The organism is Ensifer sp. WSM1721 (assembly GCF_000513895.2).
Lineage (GTDB): Bacteria > Pseudomonadota > Alphaproteobacteria > Rhizobiales > Rhizobiaceae > Sinorhizobium.
Genome location: NZ_CP165782.1, coordinates 812,454 through 833,580, shown reverse-complemented (window position 1 = coordinate 833,580; position 21,127 = coordinate 812,454). Strand labels below are relative to the sequence as shown.

The following is a 21,127-nucleotide window of genomic DNA, read 5'->3' as shown; positions in this document are numbered from 1 at the left end:
GATCGTTCGCAATCCGCGTAACCTGCTGCGTGCACTCGCGGTAACATCGTCACGTCCCATTATCGCGTAAAGCCGTCGCGAGAGGAGGAAAAACCCGATGAAGAAGGTCGTTGCCGTTGCGCTCGTCGTCCTCGCCGTGGTCTGGCTCCTCAATACGTCGCTGCTGGCGACGCCGCCCACCGGCGCACCGAAAATCCTCGCTCACCGCGGCATCCATCAGGTCTACTCACCGGATGGCGTCGAAAAAGACACCTGCACGGCCGATCGCATCGATCCACCGCGCCACAGCTATATCGAGAACACGATCGCCTCGATGCGCGCAGCGTTCGACAGCGGCGCCGATGTCGTCGAGCTCGACGTGCACCTGACGCCGGACCGCCAGTTCGCCGTGTTCCATGACTGGACGCTTGACTGCAGGACGAACGGAACGGGCGTCACCGAGCAGACGCCGATGTCCAAGCTGAAGACGCTCGATATCGGTTATGGTTACACGCCCGACGGCGGCAAGACCTTTCCTTTCCGCGGTCAGGGGGAGGGCCAGATGCCGACATTGACGGAAGTCTTCAACGCCCTGCCCCATGGCCGCTTCCTGATCAATTTCAAAAGCGAGCGGCGGGAGGAAGGCGCAACGCTTGCCGTGCTGCTGCGGTTCCACCCGGAGTGGCGCAAGCAAGTGTTCGGGGTCTACGGCGGCAGCGCCCCGACACAGGAAACCTTGCGGCTGATCCCGGGGCTGAAAGGCTATGATCGACAGTCCACCGTCGCCTGCCTTGGTCGCTACGCCGCCTATGGCTGGACCGGCATCGTTCCGGATGCCTGCCGCGATACGCTTATCATCGTGCCCAGCAATTATGCGCCGTTTCTGTGGGGCTGGCCGCACCGCTTCGCGGCCCGCATGCGGGCTGTCGGAAGCGAGATCATCCTTCTTGGCCCCTATGGCGGCGGGGATTTCACCTCCGGCATCGACAAGGCGGAAGACCTGGTGATGGTTCCGGAAGATTTCGCGGGCTACGTCTGGACCAATCGGGCGGAAACGATCGGCCCCCTGCTCGGCAAGCGGCTTGCCGCTTCGAGCGACTGATCGGCAGCAATGCGCCGCCGCCTGCAGACGGAAACCGCAAATACCTTCTTGATTCGCGTTGCAGTCGCGATCGAAGCTTGCCTAAATGTCCATGCGTCGATATATCTCGACACATGGACACATCCGACGCAATTGCAGCCCTGGCCGCCCTGGCTCAACCAACGCGTTTCGACGCATTTCGGCTCCTGGTCAAACACGAGCCGGACGGCCTGCCCGCGGGTGAGATCGCCCGTGTGCTCAAGGTCCCGCATAACACGATGTCGACGCATCTAGCGCAGTTGCAGCGGGCGGGACTTGTGACGACGGAGCGGCAGAGCCGATCGATCATCTACCGCGCCGATCTCGACGGTCTGCGTCACGTCATCAGCTTCATGCTCAGGGACTGCTGCGCCGGACATCCGGATCTCTGCGCACCCCTGATCGCGGACCTTACGCCATGCTGTTCACCAAGGGAGGACACTCATGCCTGAACCCGTCTACAATGTCTTGTTCCTCTGTACCGGCAATTCGGCACGCTCTATTCTTGCCGAGTCGATCCTGAACACGGAAGGCAAGGGCCGCTTCCGCGCCTTTTCGGCCGGCAGCAACCCCAAGGGCACCGTGCATCCGCTTGCCCTTCGGGAACTGAAGAGCCGTGGCTACCCGGCTGAGGGCTTCAGTTCCAAGGGTTGGGAAGTGTTCGCCATGCCGGATGCGCCGCAAATGGATTTCATCTTCACCGTTTGCGACAGCGCGGCGGGAGAGGCATGCCCCGTCTGGCCGGGCCATCCGATGACCGCCCATTGGGGCGTGGCCGATCCGGCCGCGGTCGAAGGCAGCGAATTCGAAAAAGAAAGGGCCTTTGCCGAGGCGGCGCGGTTCCTCAAGAACCGGATCATGGCCTTCATCAGCCTGCCGCTCACCTCGATCGACAGAATGGCGCTCCACAGCCATCTTGATGAGATCGGCCGCATGGACGACGCGACCGCGGACGGGGCAAGCTGATGCAGGAATTCGACTTAAGCCGCCGTTGTGTGGCAGAGGCACTCGGCACTGGCCTGCTCGTGGCGGCGGTCGTCGGCTCGGGGATCATGGCGGATGCCTTGACGGCCGACAATGCATTGGCCCTCGTTGCCAACACGATCGCCACGGGAGCCATCCTCGTCGTCCTGATCACGATCCTTGGCCCTCTGTCTGGCGCCCATTTCAACCCGGCGGTGTCGCTTGTCTTCGCCCTTTCCGGAAGACTCGGGCGACGCGACTGCTTGTTTTATCTGGTCGCGCAGGTGACGGGCGCCATTGCCGGGACTGTCATCGCCCATCTGATGTTCGATCTTTCGCCGCTCGACATCTCCGCAAAAGTGCGCACCGGTCCCGCGCAGTGGCTTTCGGAGGCGATCGCGACCTTCGGCCTGGTCGCCACCATCCTCGCCGGCATCCGCTTCCGTGGCGAGGCAGTACCGTGGCTCGTCGGTCTCTACATCACAGCCGCCTACTGGTTCACCGCCTCCACGTCCTTCGCCAATCCAGCAGTCGCATTGGCTCGGTCACTGACGAACACTTTCTCCGGCATTCGTCCGGGGGATCTGCCCGGCTTCGTGATTGCGGAAATACTGGGAGCCGTCTGCGCGCTTTCGCTGATGACCTGGCTCCTGCGGCCGGCCCGACCCATCGCCCGCCCAATCTCCAACGAGGCAACACCATGAACGTCACCATCTATCACAATCCGGCCTGCGGCACCTCGCGCAACACGCTGGCGATGATCCGCAACGCCGGCATCGAGCCGACCATTGTCGCCTATCTCGACGAACCGCCATCGCGCGCAGAGCTGAAGTCGATGATCGCGGCCGCGGGACTGACGGTGCGCGAGGCCATTCGTGAAAAAGGAACACCGTTCGAAGAGCTCGAGCTCGGTAATCCCGCGCTCGGCGAAGAGGAACTGCTCGATGCGATGGTCGAACACCCGATCCTGATCAATCGCCCCTTCGTGGTCACTCCGCTGGGCACACGCCTTTGCCGCCCGTCGGAAGTCGTGCTCGACATCCTGCCGGATACCCACAAGGGACCATTCTCCAAGGAAGACGGCGAAGCCGTGCTCGATTCAGAAGGCAAGCGCATTGTCTGAGGGCAATTTCGACGGCCACCTCCCCTCCGCGAACTTGCAGCAACTGCGGCCGCCGGACAGCGACGCGCTGCGCCCAACGCTTTCGACGCACAAGCCACGCATCCTGATTCTCTATGGATCGTTGCGGACGGTGTCCTACAGCCGCCTTTTGGCGCACGAGGCCCGCCGCCTGCTCGAGTTTTTCGGCGCGGAGGTGAAAATCTTCGATCCCGCCGGTTTGCCGCTGCCCGATGCAGCACCGGCAAGCCATCCCAAGGTGCAGGAACTGCGAGAATTATCGATCTGGTCCGAAGGACAGGTCTGGGTGAGCCCGGAACGCCACGGAGCGATGACCGGGATCATGAAAGCCCAGATCGATTGGATTCCGCTATCGACAGGATCGATCCGGCCGACGCAGGGAAAGACGCTGGCCGTGATGCAGGTTTCGGGCGGATCGCAGAGCTTCAACGCCGTCAATCAGATGCGCATCCTCGGCCGATGGATGCGCATGATTACAATTCCCAATCAGTCTTCCGTCGCGAAGGCGTTCCAGGAATTCGATGCCAATGGCCGCATGAAGCCGTCGAGCTATTACGACCGCGTCGTCGACGTCATGGAAGAGCTGATGAAATTCACGCTTCTGACGCGCGACTGCTCCGCCTACCTGACGGACCGTTACAGCGAGCGCAAGGAGGCGGCCGCCGAGCTCGAACAGCGCGTCAATTTGGCGAAGATCTAGCGCGGGACGAGGAAAAGTGTGCACGGTTTTCCGCCCGCAACCCGCGCTAACTTTTACTGCATGTTTCCTTAAATCGTAGCCGATTTAAGGACAAAAACATGCAGCAATTCAAAGTGCTACAGCGTCCCTTGTGCGTCTGAAAAGACGCACGGCGCTGTAGTATCGATCACGTTCACGATTTTAGGTCGATCCGACCTAAAATCCTCGTGATCTGAGCGGCAATGCCTATCTCGGGAAATCGAGCCCCATTTCGCGGAAGCGCTCCGGATCGTCGCCCCAGTTCTCACGCACCTTCACGAACAGGAAGAGGTGCACGGGCTGCTCCAGAATTTCCGAGATTTCCTTGCGGGCTGCGGTGGAGATCGCCTTGATCGCCTCCCCGCCCTTGCCGAGCGCGATCTTCTTCTGGCTCTCGCGCTCCACGTAGATCACCTGCTCGATTCGCACCGAGCCGTCCTTGCGCTCTTCCCACTTCTCGGTCTCCACGTGTGATGCGTAGGGAAGCTCCTGATGCAGTCGCAGGAATAGTTTCTCGCGAGTGATCTCGGCAGCGAGCTGGCGCATCGGCAGATCGGAGATCTGATCCTCCGGATAATACCAGGGGCCCTCCGGCAGCGCCTTGGCCAGATAAGCCATAAGGTCGTCGCAGCCCGAGCCGTTGAGTGCCGAGATCATGAAGGTGCGCTCGAAAGCGACGGCCTCATTTGCCGCGGCCGCGAGCTTCAGCAGTTCCTCCGGGCGCACCCGGTCGACCTTGTTGAGCACCAGGACCTTCGGCTGCGGCACTTCCTTTAAGCCTTCGAGGATCGCCTCGGCATCGCCCTTGAGTCCGCGTTCGCTGTCGATCAGCAGCATCACGACATCGGCATCCTTTGCGCCGCCCCAGGCGGTGGTGACCATGGCGCGGTCGAGCCGGCGCCGCGGCTTGAAGATGCCGGGCGTGTCCATGAAGACGATCTGAGCGTTGTCGTGAATGGCAATGCCGCGGATGATCGCACGTGTCGTCTGGACCTTGTGACTGACTATGGACACCTTCGCGCCGACGAGGCGGTTGACCAATGTCGATTTGCCGGCGTTCGTCGCGCCGATCAGCGCCACGAAGCCCGAGCGGGTCGGCGCGCCGCCGGCGGCCGTATCAATTTCCTTATCCGTCATGGCTTCCGTCAATTTCCGGCAGATCGTTTCTGCCAAACACCTTCGCGTTCCAGCAATCTCGTGGCGGCGATTTGCTCGGCGCCGCGCTTGGAGCGATCGATCCCCGTCTCGGGTGCCAGCCCGTCGACCTCGACCGTCACAGTGAAACGCGGATCGTGATCGGGGCCGGAGCGATCGTCCGTCCTGTATTTCGGCGCAACGCCGAATTTGGCGTGCGCCCATTCCTGCAGTTCCGTCTTCGCATCACGGCGGGCGCCATCCGCGCTCGCGGCGCGGCGCGTCCAATGCTGCAGGACGAAGCGGCGCGCCGCCTCGATGCCTCCGTCGAGATAGATCGCGGCGATCAGTGACTCTACCACATCGGCGCGTACGTTCATCATGTGCTTGCCGGTGATCTTCTTGACGTCCGATCCCGTGCGGATGAATTCGTGCAGCGACAATTCGTCCGCCACGTTCGCGCAACTCTCCGCGCTCACGAGCTGGTTCAGGCGGACCGAAAGCTCGCCCTCGTTCGCATTGACAAAGGTCTGGAACAGAAGTTCTGCCACACATAGCCCCAATACTCGGTCGCCCAGGAATTCGAGCCGCTGGTAGTTGATTGCTCGCCCGCTGCGGGCGCTCGAATGCGTCAGCGCCCGGTCGAGACGCTCCTTTTCGGCAAACTGGTAACCGATCGCGGCCTCGAGCCTCGCCCGGTCCTCCGCGCTCAAAGAGCGCCCCTTCATCATTCGACGACCTTGAACAGGCGATCGTAACGCAGGTTCGCCGGCCACTTCCACACTTCGCGGAAGGACGTATCGTTGCCGAGCGAGAAGAAGATCAGGCTTGCGCGGCCGACCAGGTTTTCCGCCGGAACGAAACCGACGTCGAAACGGCTATCGGCCGAGTTGTCGCGGTTGTCGCCCATCATGAAATAGTGTCCGTCTGGTACGATGAATTCGCGGGTATTGTCGCCGCGCGAATCGGGAAACTGGTCGAGCGTGTCGTAAGACATGCCGTTGTCCATCGTCTCGCGATAGACTGGAACGTCGCCGCCGGTGTCGTACTGATCATCCGCGCGGAAGGTGCCGTCCGGCACGCGTTCGACGGGCTTGTCGTTGACGTAGAGGATGCTGTTTCTGACCTGGATGCGGTCGCCCGGAAGGCCGACGAGACGCTTGATGTAGTCGATGTCGGGGTTGGGCGGGAAGCGGAAGACGACGATATCGCCGCGCTGCGGCTCGCTTGCGAAGATTCTGCCGCTGAAAAGATTCGGCGAAAAAGGCAGCGAGTATTTCGAATAGCCGTAGGCGAACTTGTTGACGAAGATGTAGTCGCCGACGAGCAGCGTCGGCATCATAGACCCCGACGGAATGGTGAAGGGCTGGAAGAAGACGGTCCGAATGACCACGGCCAAGAGCAGCGCCTGGATGATGACCTTCACATTTTCCCAGAGGCCGCTCTGCTTCGTTTCTGTCTTTTCTGCCACGCTCAGTTCTTCCTTGTCATCCTGCCCAGGGCACCTGGTTTTCACGCTTCAACTTTCGTTTGCGCCTCGGACGCGTGCTGCGCATCACCGCGCGAATTCGACCCTATATGTCGCGGGAGCTCCATGCTTCAAGCGACGGTCGGTCCGGCAAGTGCTCTAAACCGTTCCCTCGGCGGGGGCAACCGGAACCGCCTCGATAATCACGAAAGCTTGTGCCAACGGGAAATCGTCGGTGATCGTCAGATGAATGGTGGCACGGTGCCCGACGGGTAGGATCTGCTGGAGGCGTGCGGCTGCGCCTCCGGTCAACTGCATCGTCGGCTTTCCGCCCGGCATATTGACGACTCCCATGTCCTTCCAGAGGACCCCTTGCGCAAGCCCCGTACCCAGCGCCTTCGAACAGGCCTCCTTGGCCGCGAAGCGCTTGGCATAGGACGCCGCACGATTCTTGCGGCCCTCCGATTTGGCGATCTCGATATCGGTAAAGCACCGGTTGACGAAACGCTCACCGAAACGCTGAAGCGAATTTTCGATGCGGCGAATATCGATGAGATCGCTCCCGATACCGATAATCATGATGGAGTTCCGACCCTTTGCGCACGAGCCCGCCGGCGCCGCTCCTGGAAAAGCCGGGCCGCCTGATAGGAAAGCGGGTAGAAGATCAAGGCGCCGCCGGTGGCCAGCGGCAGCGAGCCGACGATCATCGGCTTGAAGAGCGGGCCCCACAGCTCGGCGAGGTCCAGCCGCTCAATCATGCGGGCGATCTCCGGGCCGCTGATGGCCGGAACGGCCTGCGGCTCCATAAGGGCCGTGCCGAGCTCGTAGGACGCCGCCAGGATCACCGGAATGGTAATCGGATTGGCAAGTGCAGTCGTGATCACCGCGGCGAGCAGGTTGCCGGAGAAGAGCGCGGCGATGATAACCGCGAAAACGATGTGAAAGCCGAAGAACGGCGTAAGGGACGAAGCGGCCCCCGCCGCCACGCCGACGGCGATCGAGTGAGGAGACGATTTCAGACGGAGGACGCGAAGCACAACATAGCGCAGACCGCGCGAAAGCCCCTTGCGCGGCCAGAAGAAAGCACGAAGCCTTTCGGATATCGTTACCGGTTCTCTGCGCCTGAATAACATTCTGCCGTCATGATCGCATCTACAGCGCCGCGCGTCTTATCTGGCGCGCAAAGGTCGCTGTAGCACTTTGAATTGCTGCATGTCTTGTCCTTAAATCAATTCCGATTCGAGGAATCATGCAGCAGGCGGCCTCTCCGCCTTTTGATGGCCGCAAGATAGGCGCGACGCAAGCCGGGCGCAAGCCGATGCGGCAGGCGGCAAAATTACACATCCGAGCCACTCTGAAAATGCATAGCTCGGCGTTCATCGCTTTCACGCTGGCAGATTATCGGCTGCGCCACGGTCGAGATTGGGCGCAAGCCCGCGAAACAATCTCTGCGTGCCGTCGCGACGCGCTCACGTTTTCGGATCAGAAACCCTTGCGGAACAGGCCGCGATCGATCTGACGCTGACGGTATTCGAGGTCGATGCGATCGACGGAACCGTTCAGATAGGCGATCTCGCGCTCTTCGACGGTGGGAATGTGCAGCGCACGGGTGATTTTCTTCAACTGCTTGAACATGGCAAACCTCTTCGTTTACCTCCCAATGCGAAAGATAGTTCAGAGGCCGGCTCGCCACCAGCGCCAGGATGCGGCGGCAGCCATGCATGACATGCATGGCAAATCACTTCTGCGCCGTGCGTTGCCCATTTCGAAGGCAATTGCATAGGAAAGCGCTGAATCCTGACGCGTTTTGCGGTGGCGGAGCCTTGCGACGCCGCCAGCGGGTGCGCACCCTAATCGAACAGGCGCTTGACCATGGAAATGCTCGGCAATTCCTTGAGCTGCGCCATCAGATGGTTGAGCTGACGCAGGTCCCAGACTTCGAGGTCGAACTGCATCTCACTGAAATCCGCGGCGACGCGCCCCATGGATAGCGAGCGGATATTCACGTCGGTTGTCGCGATCGCCTGCGCGATCTCGGCAAGCGTGCCGGGTTCGTTCAAGGCGCTGACGGCGATTCTTGCCATGAAGCGGCTGCTGTTCGCCTCGTCGAGATCCCAGCGCACGTCGATCCAACGCTCGGGCTCTTCGTCGAACTTCTGCAGGATGGGCGACTGAATAGGGTAAATGGTGATGCCCTTTTCCTTGTCCATGATGCCGACGATCCGGTCGCCGGGAACGGCACCCGCGGGACTGAAATGCACCTCCGCATTGCCGGAGAGCCCGCGGATCGGCAAGGCTTCGGGTCCTTCCGCCTGCTCCGCCGCGATCGCCTCCTTCGAGCGTTCCGGCAGCTTGAAGACCATGCCCGCGGCGCTGCGCATATTGAACCAGCCGTCGTCGGCACTGGGCTTGACGGTCACGCGCTCATCCTGGTGGTCCGGGAAGACGGCGCGCAGGACGTCGAGCGAGGAGAGCTCGCCGCGCCCGACGGCGGCGATCGCATCCTCGACTTCCTTCTGACCGAGCCGATGAAGAACCGGCTTCAGCGCCTCGCGCGAAAACGTCTTGCCGGCACGCTCGAAGGTGCGTTCGAGGATGCGGTAGCCGAGCCCAGCATATTGCTTGCGCACGGCCGCGCGTGTCGCGCGGCGGATGGCCGCGCGCGCCTTGCCGGTGACGACGATTTCCTCCCAAGCCGGCGGCGGCACCTGGATGCCCGAGCGGATGATCTCCACCTCGTCGCCATTGTTGAGCCGCGTTACCAGTGGCATGATGCGGCCGTTGATCTTGGCGCCGACGCAGGTGTCGCCGATGTTCGTATGGACGGCATAGGCGAAGTCGATCGGCGTGGCACCGCGCGGCAGCGCGATCAACTGCCCCTTGGGGGTGAAACAGAAGACCTGGTCTTGGAAGAGTTCGAGCTTCGTGTGCTCCAGGAACTCCTCGGGATTGTCGCCTTCGGCAAGCGACTCGATCGTCCGACGCAGCCAGGAATAGGCATTCGACGACGGAGAGCGGGTCGCATCCCCCGAGACCATGTCCCGATCCTTGTAGAGCGCATGCGCCGCAATACCGTATTCCGCGATCTCATGCATGCGCTTCGTGCGGATCTGCAGTTCGATGCGCTGGCGTGACGGGCCGATGATCGTCGTGTGGAGCGATTGATAGTCGTTCTGCTTCGGCGTCGAAATATAATCCTTGAAGCGGCCTGGCACGACGCGCCAGCGGGTGTGCACGATACCGAGCGCTCGGTAGCACGAAGGAATGTCGTCGACGAGGATGCGAAAGCCCCAGACGTCCGATAGCTGCTCGAAGGAGAGCGATTTCGACTGCATTTTGCGGAAGACGGAATAGGGCTTCTTCTGACGCCCTTTCACCAGTGCATTCTTCAGGCCCTCCACCTGTAGCAGCTCACTCAGTTCTTCTTCGATCTTCTTGATCAGGCCCTCGTTGCGCTGCGAGAGCTCTTCCAGCCTCCTCGTAACCGTTTCGAAGGCCTCGGGATTGATATGGCGAAACGCGAGATTTTCGAGCTCCTCGCGCATGTCCTGCATGCCCATGCGTCCGGCCAGCGGCGCATAGATGTCCATCGTCTCCTCGGAGATGCGTGCGCGCTTCTCCGCCGACATGTGATCGAGCGTGCGCATGTTGTGCAGTCGGTCGGCAAGCTTGACGAGGAGGACGCGGACGTCGTCGGATATGGCGAGCAGCAGCTTTCGGAGATTTTCCGCCTGTTTCGCCTTTTTGGTTACGAGGTCGAGCTTCTTGATCTTGGTCAGCCCCTCGACCAGCGCGCCGATGTCCTCCCCGAAGAGCTCGTCGATCTCCTGCCGTGTCGCCGTCGTATCCTCGATCGTATCGTGCAGCAGGGCGACGGCGATCGTCGACTCGTCCAGATGCATTTCGGTAAGGATCGCCGCGACTTCGAGAGGATGAGAGATATAAGGATCGCCGCTTGCCCGCTTCTGCTGACCATGCTTCTGCATCGCGTAGACATAGGCCTTGTTGAGCAGGGCCTCGTTGACGTCGGGCTTGTATTTCTGCACGCGCTCAACGAGTTCGTATTGGCGCATCATCCGCTGGCGGCTCCGTGAAATCAGGCAAACAAAAAAGTGCGCCAATCATACGAGTGGCGCACTGCTTCGAAAACACGTTGGAACGGCTGTTCCCGAACGGATCTCAGTAGTCGTCGCTCTTTTCCGGCGGAACGAGACCTTCGATACCTGCCAGCAGTTCCTCCTCGGACATGCGGTCGAAGGTTAGCGCTTCCGGCTGGTCCTCCTCCTCCGCAGCCTCGGCAAAAGCGGCGGTTTCCGTCTGAGCGAGCGCAGCCGCATCGGGTTCCGGCTCGTCCACTTCCACATGCTTCTGGAGCGAGTGGATCAGGTCTTCCTTCAGATCGCCGGGAGAGAGCGTCTCGTCGGCAATCTCTCGCAGTGCAACGACCGGATTCTTGTCGTTGTCACGATCAACGGTGATCGGGGCACCTTGCGAAATCAGGCGCGCGCGATGGCTGGCAAGCAGGACGAGTTCGAATCGGTTTTCGACCTTGTCAATGCAATCTTCGACGGTGACGCGGGCCATAGCCTGTCCTTTACGACTTAAGAAGCGCGGCAGCATGCCGCGGCATGATTAACGACACGAAACCGGAACGCCGCTTGATGCGGCTCCATCAGCTCCGATTTCTGGAATTAGCCGCTCGGATACATTCAAAACAACATAAGTTCAAGTTTTTCCTGCATCCAGCGCTCACGCATTCGCCCAACGCATGTTAATATACGACATTTAAGGGTTGACGCTGCAAGTCCCAGACAGTGATTGTGTTTCGTGATATCTTCGTACCAAGATCAACGACAATTGCAAATTGAAGTGTGGACGAACTGCAGCAACTGCTAAAACTAGCTATAGGCGCCGCGCCCATGTTGGAATAAATGCGGTGGCATGACCTAACCTACATTATTTGCAAAATCAGCAATTAATAATGTAATACGCCTATTGTCTGCGCAGCCTCCGCGAGGTCGGTCCGGTCAGTGTGCAGGGCATGGAAAAGGAAATAACGATGTTCGATCCTCGCGAGAAAATCGCTCTATTCATCGATGGCGCCAACCTCTACGCTGCATCGAAGAGTCTCGGTTTCGACATCGATTATCGCAAGCTGCTCAAAGCATTCCAGAAGCGCGGATACCTGCTGAGGGCCTACTATTACACTGCGCTCATCGAGGACCAGGAATATTCCTCCATTCGTCCATTGATCGACTGGCTGGATTATAACGGCTACAAGGTCGTCACCAAGCCCGCCAAGGAATTCACCGACTCGCTCGGGCGCCGCAAGATCAAGGGCAACATGGATATCGAGCTCGCAATCGACGCCATGGAGCAGTCGGAGACCGTCGACCATCTGGTGATCTTCTCGGGCGACGGAGACTTCACGACGCTGGTCGAGGCTTTGCAGCGCAAAGGACGCAAAGTCTCCGTGGTCTCGACGATGTCGACGCAGCCCCCGATGATCGCCGACGACCTGCGCCGCCAGGCGGACCACTTCATCGATCTGGCAACTCTCAGGGGCGAAATAGGCCGCGAGCCTTCCGAACGGGTGCAGCGTCCTGTAGAGCCGGTTGCCGACGACGTCGAGCTTTAACGCAAGCGATCCGTCTATCTGACCTAACCCTCTATCCGCAGGCGGGGTGAGGTGGCCGGGAAGGCCGGATGAGGGGGCTTTCCCTCGCAAACCCCAATGAAAAAGACTCAGCCGCGCTCCTTGAGCAGGCGGTTCTTCTGTCGGTTCCAGTCGCGCTCCTTGGAGGTCTCGCGCTTGTCGTGCAGCTTCTTGCCTTTGCCGAGCGCCAGTTCCAGCTTCGCGCGCCCGCGCTCGTTGAAGTAGATCCTGAGCGGGATCAGCGACATGCCTTCGCGATTGACGGCGCCTTGGAGGCGGTTCACCTCCCGCTTCGACAGAAGCAACTTGCGGCGCCGGCGCGTCTCATGGTTGAAGCGGTTCGCCTGTAGATATTCCGGCAGATAGGAATTGATCAGCCAGATTTCGCCGCCCTCGTCGGTCGCATAGGACTCCGAGATGTTGGCCTTCCCCTCACGCAACGACTTGACCTCGGTGCCGGTCAACACGAGACCGGCCTCGTAGGTATCCACGATCTCATAGTTGAAGCGGGCCTTGCGGTTTTCCGCCACGACCTTCTTGACCGTCCTTTCGCTGCCTTTCGGTGCCATCAGTTCATCAATCCCGCGTGCCGAAGCGCGGAGTCGATCGCCGCCTCCGTCGCCGGCTCGAGCGTCGGCAGCAGCGGCGAGCGGACCGCGCGGCTCATTCTCCCAAGGCGGTTGAGCGCATATTTCGCGCCGCAAAGGCCAGGCTCCAGGAAGATCGCCTTGTGAAGCGGCATCAGCTTGTCCTGGTAGTCTAGCGCTCTGGCGAAATCGCCGGCAAGGGTCGCCTCCTGGAATTCGGCGCAGAGGCGCGGCGCGACATTGGCGGTAACGGAAATGCAGCCAACGCCGCCATGTGCGTTGAAGCCGAGCGCGGTCGCGTCCTCGCCCGAAAGCTGCACGAAATCCTTGCCGCAGGCCATGCGCTGCTCAGAAACCCGCTCGATCTTGCCGGTCGCATCCTTGACGCCGATGATCGTGGGATAGGCCTTGGCCAGCGCCGCCATGGTCTCGACGCTCATGTCGATGACCGATCGGCCAGGAATGTTATAGATAACGATCGGCAGCTTCACGTTTTCGGCAATCGCCGCATAATGGGCAAAGAGCCCCTTTTGCGTTGGCTTGTTGTAGTAGGGCGTGACGACGAGAATGGCGTCCGCTCCAGCTTTTTCCGCATGCTGTGCCAGTTCGATCGCCTCGATCGTATTGTTGGAGCCCGCGCCAGCGATGACCGGGACGCGACGGGCGGCTGCCTCGACGCACAGTTCTACGACCTGCTTGTGCTCGTCGTGGGAAAGGGTCGGGGATTCGCCCGTGGTGCCCACCGGCACAAGACCGTGGCTGCCCGCTTTTATCTGCCACTCCACATGCGCGACGAAACTATCCGCATCGACCGAGCCGGTGGCCGTGAACGGTGTTACGAGTGCGGGAATGGAACCCTTGAACATGCACAACTCCTGACGGCCGGGGACACGGAACAGGCCCATGCTTTGGCCGCAATCGACGGTTAAAAAACTGCCGCACCATAATCATGTGACGTGATTGCGGCAAGCGCCGCAACAACGCATTTCGTGTCCGTTTCCGACCAATGGAGAGCTTGAGGGAACTGCGACCGGCTCTGGCACGCAGGGAAGCAAGAGCCATGAACTGCCCGCTCGCCTGCCATTTACGACGACCGACAAATGCCGCTAACCTTTGCGTAGCCGATCCGACGGCAAAATGAAGTTTGAGACACGGGGAACCACGGGGCTCTTGATGCGCGGAATGCTCTTTCTGCCTGTCGCCGCCATGCTCGGTGCAGCGATACTGGCCTCATCGGCCGGCGCCGTCGAGAGCCGGATACCAATACCGGCGCAGAAGCCAGGTTCCGCGGGCAAATGGGGACGGATCACGACGGGTGATGTCACTGCCGCGATACCGGACGCTACCGCGGAAGTCGATGGAGATCTGAAAACCGGCCTCGATGCCTTGTCGGACCGGCAGCCGGCAACGGCGATCGCTGTTCGCGACCGCATGCCGGCCGGAACGCTGGACCGGCATATTCTCACCTGGGCGATCGCCGTTTCCGGACAGCGAGGCGTCCCCTCCTACGAAATCGCCGATGCGCAACGGGAACTTATCGGCTGGCCGGGCCTGAAGTCGCTGCGCCCCCATTCGGAACGAGCGCTCTATCGCGAAAATCCGCCGGCCGCCGACGTGATCGCCGCCTTCGGTGCGACCCGCCCGGAAACGGCGGAAGGGGCGATCGTCCTTGCGCGTGCCTTGACGGCCGAGGGGCAAGCCGCGACGGCCGCCAAGCATCTGCGCGCTATCTGGCTGGACGAGGCGCTCGACGAGGAGATCGAAACGAAGATCCTCTCGGAGTTTCCGGGCCTGCTGACGACCGACGACCATAGGCGGCGGATGGAAATGCTGCTTTATCGTGGCCGCACCGAACAGGCGGAGCGGTTCAGTGATCTCGGCAAGGCGCAATCGCTCTTCCGGGCCTGGACCGCAGTCATCCGCGGCAGCAGCGATGCGGCGGCGCTTGTTGCGGCGGTCGACCCCTCCTGGCGCGACAAACCCGCCTATCTCTTCATTCGCATCGAGCTTCTGCGGAAACGAGAGAAATACGAGGAGGCTGCAAAGCTTCTCGCCCGGATGCCTGAGGACAGCGGCGCCCTGGTCGACCCGGGAGAATGGTGGAAGGAGCAGCGCGTGGTCAGCCGCGGCCTCCTCGACAAGGGCGACTTCCGTGGCGCCTACGACATCGCTGCCAATCATGCGGCAAACCGGCCGACGGACATCGTCGATGCGGAATTCCACGCGGGCTGGTATGCGCTGCGAGGGCTCGAAGAGCCGGCGACGGCCGCACGCCATTTCCGCAGGATCCTGGAGGCATCTGGACGGCCGGTCTCCGCCTCCCGCGCCTGGTATTGGCTTGGGCGCGCCGCCGAGGCCGGTGGCCCCGGCAACGCGGGCGAGTATTTCGGCAATGCGGCGCAATATCCCGGCACTTTCTACGGTCAGCTTGCCGCCGCACGAATCGGTCGCTCGACGATCGATGTGACCTACCCCTCGCCTACCGAGGAAGATCGCGCCCGCTTCGAAAGCCGCGAAGCCGTCAAGGCGATCGGCCGACTCGAAGCGAGCGGCCACGGCTGGCGGGCCGACAGTCTCTATCGGGCGCTCTCGGAGGAGCTCAACAGTCCCGGCGAACTTGCAATCCTGGCGGGGCAGGCGGAGAAAGCGGGCAATCACCAACTTTCCCTGCAGGTCGGGAAAATCGCCTTCGCCCGCGGCGTAGACGTGGCCGCCCTAGCCTTCCCGATCGGCGTCATTCCGTCGAGCGCGGATATCAGCGGGGCCGGCAAGGCCCTCGCCTATGCGATCGCCCGCCAGGAAAGCGCCTTCAATCCGGCAGCGATTTCCGCGGCGAACGCCCATGGCCTGCTGCAGCTTCTGCCCGGCACTGCCAAAGGTGTCGCCAGCCGCTACGGCCTCGCCTATTCCAAGGACCGCCTGACGACGGACGCCGGCTACAATGCGACGCTCGGAGCTCACTATCTCGGCGAGCAGATCGACAGCTTCGGCGGCTCGTACATCCTCACCTTCATCGCCTACAATGCCGGTCCGCGTCGCGTGCCTCAATGGCTCGCCCGCTATGGCGACCCGCGTGGCAAGCCGATCGATGAGGCGGTCGACTGGATCGAGCGCATTCCCTTCGAGGAGACACGCAACTACGTCCAGCGTGTGATGGAAAATTATCAGGTCTATAAATCCCGGCTCGGGCAAAAGGCTGACATCGTGTCGGACTTGAGAATGGGGCGCGATCCTTCGTGACCGTCGCCAGCGACACAGCGGCGACTAGGCGATCGGTGGCAATGCGACACGCGGCGATTAGGGTGGCAGATGTTTCAACCGCATTATTTTCACGCGACGGACGGGCTGAGGCTCTACGGCCGGGCTTATGGCTTCGGGGCTGAGCGGCGGGCGGGCATTCCCATCGTCTGCCTCCCGGGACTCACTCGCAACAGCCGCGATTTCCATGCCTTGGCCACCTTCCTCGCCTCCCCCGCCGGCGGCGGACATCCCGTCGTCACGCTCGACTATCGCGGTCGCGGGCAGTCGGAGCGCGACAACGACAAGAGCCGGTACACGATCGCTGCCGAATCCGCCGACGTCATCACTGCCTGCGCCTATTTCGGGATCGACAAAGCAATATTCATCGGCACGTCCCGCGGCGGCCTCATTCTCCATCACCTCATCGTATCAGCCCCTGCCCTTATCGCACGCGTGGTCCTCAACGACATCGGGCCTGTGGTCGAGGTCGAGGGGCTAATGAAGATCCGCGACTACCTGAACGCGGCAAGAGGACCGGAAAGTTGGGCGGAGGCGCCGATCTTTCTCTGGCGCTTGCACGGTGAAGACTTCCCCCTTCTTCGCGAGCAGGACTGGCGTGACATGGCCGAAGCGATCTACCGGGATGAAGACGGGCTCCCAATCGCCGACGTCGATCCGGCGATCGCTGCGCAACTGAAAGGCGTGACCGCCGACACCGCACTCCCGGAGCTGTGGCCACAATTCGATGCTTTTCACGACCTGCCGATGATGGTCGTTCGCGGCGAACGTTCCAAACTGCTGAGCGAAGCGACCGTTCAGGAAATGGCGCGGCGGCATCCCGATCTGGTGGCCGTGACCGCGCGCGGCCAAGGCCACGCGCCGCATCTGCATCTCGGCGGGCTCGAAGCGCACATAGCGGCATTCGTTCGAGGCTGATTGACCCTGCTGCAAGGCGCCACGAAAGAGTCCCCAGAGAAAGCTACGAATTCCGAGCGCAAAAACTCGACGCCGTTGACTAGGCCATTAGGCGCGGCAATTTTCCTCCACGCTTACATGTACGGCGAAATGCACTGACGACGCCGGCCGTAATAGGGCTGGTACGTATTGTCGTAAGCCCGGTACGACCTGTAGCGCGCATAACACCAATTCGCATGCGAATTGCCGCCGCCGCGGTAGTAGGCCCTGGGCGGCTGACTCAGAAGACCGCCGATAATCGCGCCGGCTGCGAAGCCTCCGAGAGCCGCGCCAAAATCGTCGTCGTCATCGTCCCAATCACGGTAATGGCGGCGGTAATAACCCCGGTCCCGGTAGCGTCTGTACGAGCCGTAGCGGGGGCCGTCCCAGCGGTCATGGTTACGGTACGCGCCTCTACGCTTGAACCAGAGCCACTGCTCCATGGCGCTGTCGCCGCTCCAACTGCGTGGATTGTGGCCCTTATACTGGACCTGTTGAACCTCAGAAACTTGCGCATTTGGTGTTGGAATCACCGGAAATGCCTCGGCTGGCGGAACACCGGTCAGAGCTGTCGCGAGCGACAGGGCAACAATTGCTAACCTCTTCATCGACCTCACCATTTTTCCTTTCTGATGAAGAAATGGTGCGCGCGGCCATTTGTGCCATAGCAACCTTGGTCGATCACGCGTTCGTGATAAAAGGCGATCATATGTTGAAAAGCAAAAAGCCCGGCTCAAGAGCCGGGCTTTCCTTCACTGACCGAGGTCAGGTCAGATTAGAAGTCACGCTGCAGACGGATGAAGCCAGAGACGAAATCGTCCTGAGCGCCAACGATCGGCGTGTCGTAGTCGACTTCGGTGTAGTTAACCGTTGCGCGAGCTGCCAGGCCTTCGGTGATCTTGTAGTCGGCCGTGATACCGACCTTCCAAGCGTCGCCGTTGCCGAAGGAACCACCGCCACCGACGTAGGCATCATTGAACTCAACACCATTGCGGATGTCGCCGAAGTACTGAGCGCCGGGGGTGATTGCGAACTTGTCGGTTGCATTGAAGCGGTACGAAGCAGCAACGCTCCATTCCGAAACCGCCCAGTAAGCGTTCGGGTCAGACGACCAGATGGCGAGAGCCTGGAGAACGCCCGGGCCGAGGTCTGCCGAAACGAGACCGCGGATCGCGCCTTCTTCGACTTCCGAGTCATAGCTGCCGAGCAGGTCGAAGGATACGCCGCCGAGCGTAGCGGAAACGATGGCGGAAACGCCAACACCGTTCGGCTTCGAGGTTACGCCTTCGAGTTCTTCAACGGCTACACCAGCCTGGAAAGTGCCGCCATCGTAGATGTAGGCAATCGAGTTGAACTTGGTGGTGTCGTTACCGTTGATGTCGGTTTCGCCGTTCAGGCCCTTATCCCACCAGCTCCAGAAGGAACCAACCTTGAAGCCGCCGAGCTGGATATAAGCTTCGTCAACCTTGAAGTTGTTGGAGTTCTGGTTGTCCTGGTCAGCTTCGATAGCGAAGAAGCCGGTCAGCGTGCCGAATTCGGTGTCGCTCTTGGCGTCGAATGCGAGGAAGCCACGAGCAAAGGCATCCCAGTCGGACGTACCAGACTGATCTTCACCGAAGGTCGTCTGGAAGCGGACGAAGCCGCTGATCTTGAGGCAGGTTTCCGTGCCCGGAATGTAGAAGTAACCCGTGCCGAAAGCGTCGCAAACGCGAACGTATTCCATGGGCTCCGGCTCGGCAGCGACGATAGCGTCGGCAGCCTGCGCGCCGGAGACTGCTGCGAGAGCAGCAGCGGAGCCGAGAAGAAGGCTCTTGATGTTCATTTCTGACCTCCAGTCAAAAGTTTCAAACGGGTCTGGGTTTCTTTGCTGAAGGACAGCGTTCCCTGCCCCATCCCCAACGTTCAAGAAGTCGGACGATCAACCGCCCTCGCTTCCGGAGTTGAAAATACAAAACCGGATGGGGCGCGCAACGACCAACTTGCCTGATCAACTCCTTTGCGCTGCCCTTCCCTGATCCCTGTTGCTGAAACGACACAAAATCGCCCCAGACGGCCCGAGAGAATTAACAAACCATTAAGAAAATCCTTTAGCCACGCGGGGTTAGCGTGAAGCTGCGTCATTGCTTCTGTATCGAAAAGAGGCAGAAAATGGCCAAAAACGGGGGCAAAAGCCGGCATCGGGTTCTCCGCGCCCGGTCTTTCCGCAGCCCCTAAGGCCGCCCGAAGGCCGAGTCGGACAATGCGATCAGGGGAGCTTTCGCCGATTCCCAACAGAATCAGCGGGCGGAGATTCGCGAATCTGCGGAGGCGACGATCACCTCGGTCGCAGAATTCGGCCAAGGTCGGGTCGATCGTGGGACGGTGAGATTGCTCAAGCGCAGGCGAGCGATCAATTGCTTTCGCGAAGATGTGCTGCGAACTCGCAGCCGGTGTGCTTCGCTACTGGAGAAAGGGGGCTCCGCATAAGGCCACGGTGCTACCACTCTGGGATTGGCCGCCAGCTTTATGTTCGGGCTGAACATGCGGGAAATGGCGGAGAAGAAGACCGCCATGTCGCGTAAAGTATTGAAAATACAGGTGCTTTGTCCTTGCTAATTGCCGTATTTTCCGTATTTTCGTTACCAAAGTTATGGCAACGGGAATTGGTATGGCTCGGAACAAACTGTCTGAAACACGGATTCGAACCCTCAAAGTAGGCATTCACAGCGATGGTGACGGCCTGTTTCTGCGCATTCGCAAGGGCGGCTCGGCGCAGTGGTTCTTTATCTATAAGAGGGACGGCAAGCGCACAGAGCTCGGTCTAGGAGGATACGGCCAAGGGACGGCGCCAGTTAGCCTAGCACTCGCCAGGGAGAAGGCTCAGGCGATTCGGGAGCGGCTAGCACGGGGCGACGACTTGCACAGCCGCAAGACATTCGCGGACGTGATGGAAGACGTTATCACCGTGAAGGAGACATCCTTCCGAAACGAGAAGCACAAGGCGCAGTGGCGCATGACGTTGGACGTCTATGCCGCTCCGCTGCACAAAAAGCCGATCGCGGACATTACGCGCGACGATGTTGTTGAGACCTTAAAGCCTATCTGGACGAAGATTCCAGAGACTGCCGACCGCACAAGGATGCGAATCGCGGCGGTCCTAAACCATGCAAAGGCGCGCGGCTTGTTTACCGGAGACAACCCGGCCGATTGGCAAGGCGGCCTGAAAGACCTTCTGCCGGCCCGTCAGAAGCTCACCAGAGGCCATCATGCAGCCGTAAGCTATAAGGACATACCTGCGACCATGAAGGCATTGCGCGAGTCGTCTGCAGTGTCGGCGCGTGCCGTGGAGTTCTCTTGTCTATGCGCTTCCCGATCCGGCGAGGTGCGCGGCGCCGTATGGTCTGAGTTCGATTTGGACGCTGCGCTTTGGGTCATACCAGCAGAGAGAATGAAGGCGGGCCGCGAACACCGCGTGCCGTTGTGTGATCGGGCCGTTGCTATCCTCAAGGCGCAGCAGCAGCGCGCAACTGGAGATGTTGTTTTTGAGGGCGGCATCGAGAATCGGCCGATATCCGACACGGCGATGACGAAAAGCCTACGGGCCGCCTCCCCTGACAAAGACGCGACACTGCACGGCCTGCGCTCATCTTTCCGCGATTGGTGCGGCGACCATACCGAGCATCCGCGGGAAGTGGCTGAGGCAGCCTTGGCACACGTCCTGACCGACAAGACAGAGGCGGCTTACCGCCGATCTGATGCGCTTGAGAAGCGCCGCAGGCTGATGGCTGATTGGGGCGAATACTGCCAAAGCGCGAAATAGGCGCAATTTCTCTATTCGCGGCATTGACTAATTTGTAAAGCAGTCCTACGCTCAGAGATTGTAGACATAACAAAGCGTGGGAGTTTCACCCATGCTCAGACTACACGGGACTGTTTACATCGTCAACCCCTCAGAGGAGAAAATTTTGCAACACGCTAACGACAACAAACCCCGCCTCATGACCCCGGCTGAAGCAGCCGAGGCGACCACGTTCTCTCGCACCATGTTGTCCTTGATGGCCAAGGACAGGAAGTTTCCAAGCCCCGTACCGCTTGGAGAAAAGCGCATTGCGTATGTCCGCGCCGAAGTTGAGGCGTGGATCGATGCGCGCATAGCCGCTCGCGCGGCCTAACCCCCACAGGAGAAAA

At 60.7% G+C, this 21,127-nt stretch carries 24 protein-coding genes; 11 read left to right on the top strand and 13 right to left on the bottom strand.

Going from position 1 to position 21,127, the window contains the following annotated elements:
- Positions 1-97: 97 nt before the first annotated feature.
- The 6 genes from M728_RS04040 to arsH all read left to right on the top strand — a co-directional run bounded on the left by M728_RS04040 (position 98) and on the right by arsH (position 3,903).
- Positions 98-1,081: a glycerophosphodiester phosphodiesterase family protein gene (locus M728_RS04040; protein WP_026619142.1), complete on the top strand. Its 984-nt coding sequence runs from the start codon at positions 98-100 to the stop codon at positions 1,079-1,081.
- 113 nt (positions 1,082-1,194) lie between these two features.
- Positions 1,195-1,551, top strand: a complete 357-nt coding sequence (locus M728_RS04035; protein WP_026619141.1) for a helix-turn-helix transcriptional regulator — start codon at positions 1,195-1,197, stop codon at positions 1,549-1,551.
- Complete coding sequence (locus M728_RS04030) at positions 1,544-2,065, top strand: arsenate reductase ArsC (RefSeq protein ID WP_026619140.1); 522 nt, start codon at positions 1,544-1,546, stop codon at positions 2,063-2,065. Before M728_RS04035 ends, M728_RS04030 begins: the two co-directional genes overlap by 8 nt.
- Entirely contained in the window at positions 2,065-2,766 is a 702-nt protein-coding gene (gene aqpS / locus M728_RS04025) for an aquaglyceroporin AqpS (protein WP_026619139.1), read from the top strand. The genes M728_RS04030 and aqpS overlap by 1 nt, the downstream gene beginning before the upstream one ends.
- Positions 2,763-3,185: an arsenate reductase (glutaredoxin) gene (gene arsC / locus M728_RS04020; RefSeq protein ID WP_026619138.1), complete on the top strand. Its 423-nt coding sequence runs from the start codon at positions 2,763-2,765 to the stop codon at positions 3,183-3,185. Before aqpS ends, arsC begins: the two co-directional genes overlap by 4 nt.
- Entirely contained in the window at positions 3,160-3,903 is a 744-nt protein-coding gene (gene arsH / locus M728_RS04015) for an arsenical resistance protein ArsH (RefSeq protein ID WP_051440822.1), read from the top strand. The genes arsC and arsH overlap by 26 nt, the downstream gene beginning before the upstream one ends.
- Positions 3,904-4,128: 225 nt before the next feature.
- On the opposite strand, the gene era is transcribed toward arsH, so the two are convergent.
- The 8 genes from era to rpoZ form a co-directional block, all read right to left on the bottom strand.
- Positions 4,129-5,058 (bottom strand): GTPase Era, encoded by a 930-nt coding sequence (gene era, locus M728_RS04010; RefSeq protein ID WP_026619136.1) that lies wholly within the window; start codon positions 5,056-5,058, stop codon positions 4,129-4,131.
- Between the two features lie 8 nt (positions 5,059-5,066).
- The gene (rnc, locus tag M728_RS04005) at positions 5,067-5,783 is read right to left on the bottom strand and encodes a ribonuclease III (protein WP_156943341.1); all 717 of its coding nucleotides are present in this window, start codon (positions 5,781-5,783) and stop codon (positions 5,067-5,069) included.
- A complete protein-coding gene (gene lepB / locus M728_RS04000; protein WP_026619134.1) occupies positions 5,783-6,526 on the bottom strand; it encodes a signal peptidase I in 744 nt (247 codons plus the stop codon). The genes rnc and lepB overlap by 1 nt, the downstream gene beginning before the upstream one ends.
- Before the next feature lie 156 nt (positions 6,527-6,682).
- Positions 6,683-7,102, bottom strand: a complete 420-nt coding sequence (gene acpS, locus M728_RS03995) for a holo-ACP synthase (protein WP_026612702.1) — start codon at positions 7,100-7,102, stop codon at positions 6,683-6,685.
- Positions 7,099-7,656 carry a DUF2062 domain-containing protein gene (locus tag M728_RS03990; RefSeq protein WP_026619133.1) on the bottom strand — a complete coding sequence of 186 codons (558 nt, stop codon included), beginning with the start codon at positions 7,654-7,656 and terminating at the stop codon, positions 7,099-7,101. The genes acpS and M728_RS03990 overlap by 4 nt, the downstream gene beginning before the upstream one ends.
- A 349-nt stretch (positions 7,657-8,005) precedes the next feature.
- Positions 8,006-8,158, bottom strand: coding sequence for a DUF3563 family protein (locus M728_RS03985; protein ID WP_084044301.1), 153 nt, complete (start codon positions 8,156-8,158; stop codon positions 8,006-8,008).
- A gap of 215 nt (positions 8,159-8,373) precedes the next feature.
- Positions 8,374-10,599 carry a bifunctional (p)ppGpp synthetase/guanosine-3',5'-bis(diphosphate) 3'-pyrophosphohydrolase gene (locus M728_RS03980; protein WP_026619132.1) on the bottom strand — a complete coding sequence of 742 codons (2,226 nt, stop codon included), beginning with the start codon at positions 10,597-10,599 and terminating at the stop codon, positions 8,374-8,376.
- Between the two features lie 103 nt (positions 10,600-10,702).
- On the bottom strand, positions 10,703-11,107 hold the full coding sequence (gene rpoZ / locus M728_RS03975; protein ID WP_026612705.1) for a DNA-directed RNA polymerase subunit omega: 405 nt from the start codon (positions 11,105-11,107) through the stop codon (positions 10,703-10,705).
- Positions 11,108-11,582: 475 nt separating this feature from the next.
- Here rpoZ and M728_RS03970 point away from each other — a divergent pair, with 475 nt between their 5' ends.
- On the top strand, positions 11,583-12,161 hold the full coding sequence (locus tag M728_RS03970) for an NYN domain-containing protein (RefSeq protein ID WP_026612706.1): 579 nt from the start codon (positions 11,583-11,585) through the stop codon (positions 12,159-12,161).
- 107 nt (positions 12,162-12,268) lie between these two features.
- Here the strand turns inward: M728_RS03970 and smpB are convergent, their stop codons facing one another.
- Together smpB and dapA are read right to left on the bottom strand one after the other, a co-directional pair.
- Complete coding sequence (gene smpB, locus M728_RS03965; RefSeq protein ID WP_026619131.1) at positions 12,269-12,748, bottom strand: SsrA-binding protein SmpB; 480 nt, start codon at positions 12,746-12,748, stop codon at positions 12,269-12,271.
- The gene (gene dapA / locus M728_RS03960) at positions 12,748-13,632 is read right to left on the bottom strand and encodes a 4-hydroxy-tetrahydrodipicolinate synthase (protein WP_026619130.1); all 885 of its coding nucleotides are present in this window, start codon (positions 13,630-13,632) and stop codon (positions 12,748-12,750) included. The genes smpB and dapA overlap by 1 nt, the downstream gene beginning before the upstream one ends.
- 307 nt (positions 13,633-13,939) lie before the next feature.
- Here dapA and M728_RS03955 point away from each other — a divergent pair, with 307 nt between their 5' ends.
- Both M728_RS03955 and M728_RS03950 read left to right on the top strand, forming a co-directional pair.
- Positions 13,940-16,006, top strand: a complete 2,067-nt coding sequence (locus M728_RS03955) for a lytic transglycosylase domain-containing protein (RefSeq protein ID WP_026619129.1) — start codon at positions 13,940-13,942, stop codon at positions 16,004-16,006.
- A gap of 69 nt (positions 16,007-16,075) precedes the next feature.
- Positions 16,076-16,942 carry an alpha/beta fold hydrolase gene (locus M728_RS03950; protein ID WP_026619128.1) on the top strand — a complete coding sequence of 289 codons (867 nt, stop codon included), beginning with the start codon at positions 16,076-16,078 and terminating at the stop codon, positions 16,940-16,942.
- 113 nt (positions 16,943-17,055) lie between these two features.
- Here M728_RS03950 and M728_RS03945 read toward each other — a convergent pair whose 3' ends face one another.
- The 3 genes from M728_RS03945 to M728_RS03935 all read right to left on the bottom strand — a co-directional run bounded on the left by M728_RS03945 (position 17,056) and on the right by M728_RS03935 (position 19,138).
- Positions 17,056-17,568 carry a BA14K family protein gene (locus M728_RS03945; RefSeq protein WP_034883139.1) on the bottom strand — a complete coding sequence of 171 codons (513 nt, stop codon included), beginning with the start codon at positions 17,566-17,568 and terminating at the stop codon, positions 17,056-17,058.
- A gap of 167 nt (positions 17,569-17,735) precedes the next feature.
- Entirely contained in the window at positions 17,736-18,782 is a 1,047-nt protein-coding gene (locus tag M728_RS03940) for a porin (RefSeq protein WP_026619126.1), read from the bottom strand.
- A gap of 80 nt (positions 18,783-18,862) precedes the next feature.
- Entirely contained in the window at positions 18,863-19,138 is a 276-nt protein-coding gene (locus M728_RS03935; protein WP_156943340.1) for a hypothetical protein, read from the bottom strand.
- A 469-nt stretch (positions 19,139-19,607) separates the two neighbouring features.
- On the opposite strand from M728_RS03935, the gene M728_RS03930 reads away from it, so the two are divergent.
- Both M728_RS03930 and M728_RS03925 read left to right on the top strand, forming a co-directional pair.
- A complete protein-coding gene (locus M728_RS03930) occupies positions 19,608-20,759 on the top strand; it encodes a site-specific integrase (RefSeq protein WP_026619125.1) in 1,152 nt (383 codons plus the stop codon).
- Positions 20,760-20,850: 91 nt separating this feature from the next.
- Positions 20,851-21,111: an AlpA family transcriptional regulator gene (locus tag M728_RS03925; protein WP_051440821.1), complete on the top strand. Its 261-nt coding sequence runs from the start codon at positions 20,851-20,853 to the stop codon at positions 21,109-21,111.
- The last annotated feature ends 16 nt before the right edge of the window (positions 21,112-21,127 follow it).

Excerpts from the sequence above, each read along its gene's own strand:
- M728_RS04040 (WP_026619142.1), top strand. The coding sequence starts at position 98 with ATGAAGAAGGTCGTTGCCGTTGCGCTCGTCGTCCTCGCCGTGGTCTGG.
- M728_RS04035 (WP_026619141.1), top strand. The coding sequence starts at position 1,195 with ATGGACACATCCGACGCAATTGCAGCCCTGGCCGCCCTGGCTCAACCA.
- M728_RS04030 (WP_026619140.1), top strand. The coding sequence starts at position 1,544 with ATGCCTGAACCCGTCTACAATGTCTTGTTCCTCTGTACCGGCAATTCG.
- aqpS (WP_026619139.1), top strand. The coding sequence starts at position 2,065 with ATGCAGGAATTCGACTTAAGCCGCCGTTGTGTGGCAGAGGCACTCGGC.
- arsC (WP_026619138.1), top strand. The coding sequence starts at position 2,763 with ATGAACGTCACCATCTATCACAATCCGGCCTGCGGCACCTCGCGCAAC.
- era (WP_026619136.1), bottom strand. The coding sequence starts at position 5,058 with ATGACGGATAAGGAAATTGATACGGCCGCCGGCGGCGCGCCGACCCGC.
- rnc (WP_156943341.1), bottom strand. The coding sequence starts at position 5,783 with ATGAAGGGGCGCTCTTTGAGCGCGGAGGACCGGGCGAGGCTCGAGGCC.
- acpS (WP_026612702.1), bottom strand. The coding sequence starts at position 7,102 with ATGATTATCGGTATCGGGAGCGATCTCATCGATATTCGCCGCATCGAA.
- M728_RS03990 (WP_026619133.1), bottom strand. The coding sequence starts at position 7,656 with ATGTTATTCAGGCGCAGAGAACCGGTAACGATATCCGAAAGGCTTCGT.
- M728_RS03985 (WP_084044301.1), bottom strand. The coding sequence starts at position 8,158 with ATGTTCAAGCAGTTGAAGAAAATCACCCGTGCGCTGCACATTCCCACC.
- M728_RS03980 (WP_026619132.1), bottom strand. The coding sequence starts at position 10,599 with ATGATGCGCCAATACGAACTCGTTGAGCGCGTGCAGAAATACAAGCCC.
- rpoZ (WP_026612705.1), bottom strand. The coding sequence starts at position 11,107 with ATGGCCCGCGTCACCGTCGAAGATTGCATTGACAAGGTCGAAAACCGA.
- M728_RS03970 (WP_026612706.1), top strand. The coding sequence starts at position 11,583 with ATGTTCGATCCTCGCGAGAAAATCGCTCTATTCATCGATGGCGCCAAC.
- smpB (WP_026619131.1), bottom strand. The coding sequence starts at position 12,748 with ATGGCACCGAAAGGCAGCGAAAGGACGGTCAAGAAGGTCGTGGCGGAA.
- dapA (WP_026619130.1), bottom strand. The coding sequence starts at position 13,632 with ATGTTCAAGGGTTCCATTCCCGCACTCGTAACACCGTTCACGGCCACC.
- M728_RS03955 (WP_026619129.1), top strand. The coding sequence starts at position 13,940 with ATGCGCGGAATGCTCTTTCTGCCTGTCGCCGCCATGCTCGGTGCAGCG.
- M728_RS03950 (WP_026619128.1), top strand. The coding sequence starts at position 16,076 with ATGTTTCAACCGCATTATTTTCACGCGACGGACGGGCTGAGGCTCTAC.
- M728_RS03945 (WP_034883139.1), bottom strand. The coding sequence starts at position 17,568 with ATGAAGAGGTTAGCAATTGTTGCCCTGTCGCTCGCGACAGCTCTGACC.
- M728_RS03940 (WP_026619126.1), bottom strand. The coding sequence starts at position 18,782 with ATGAACATCAAGAGCCTTCTTCTCGGCTCCGCTGCTGCTCTCGCAGCA.
- M728_RS03935 (WP_156943340.1), bottom strand. The coding sequence starts at position 19,138 with ATGCCGGCTTTTGCCCCCGTTTTTGGCCATTTTCTGCCTCTTTTCGAT.
- M728_RS03930 (WP_026619125.1), top strand. The coding sequence starts at position 19,608 with ATGGCTCGGAACAAACTGTCTGAAACACGGATTCGAACCCTCAAAGTA.
- M728_RS03925 (WP_051440821.1), top strand. The coding sequence starts at position 20,851 with ATGCTCAGACTACACGGGACTGTTTACATCGTCAACCCCTCAGAGGAG.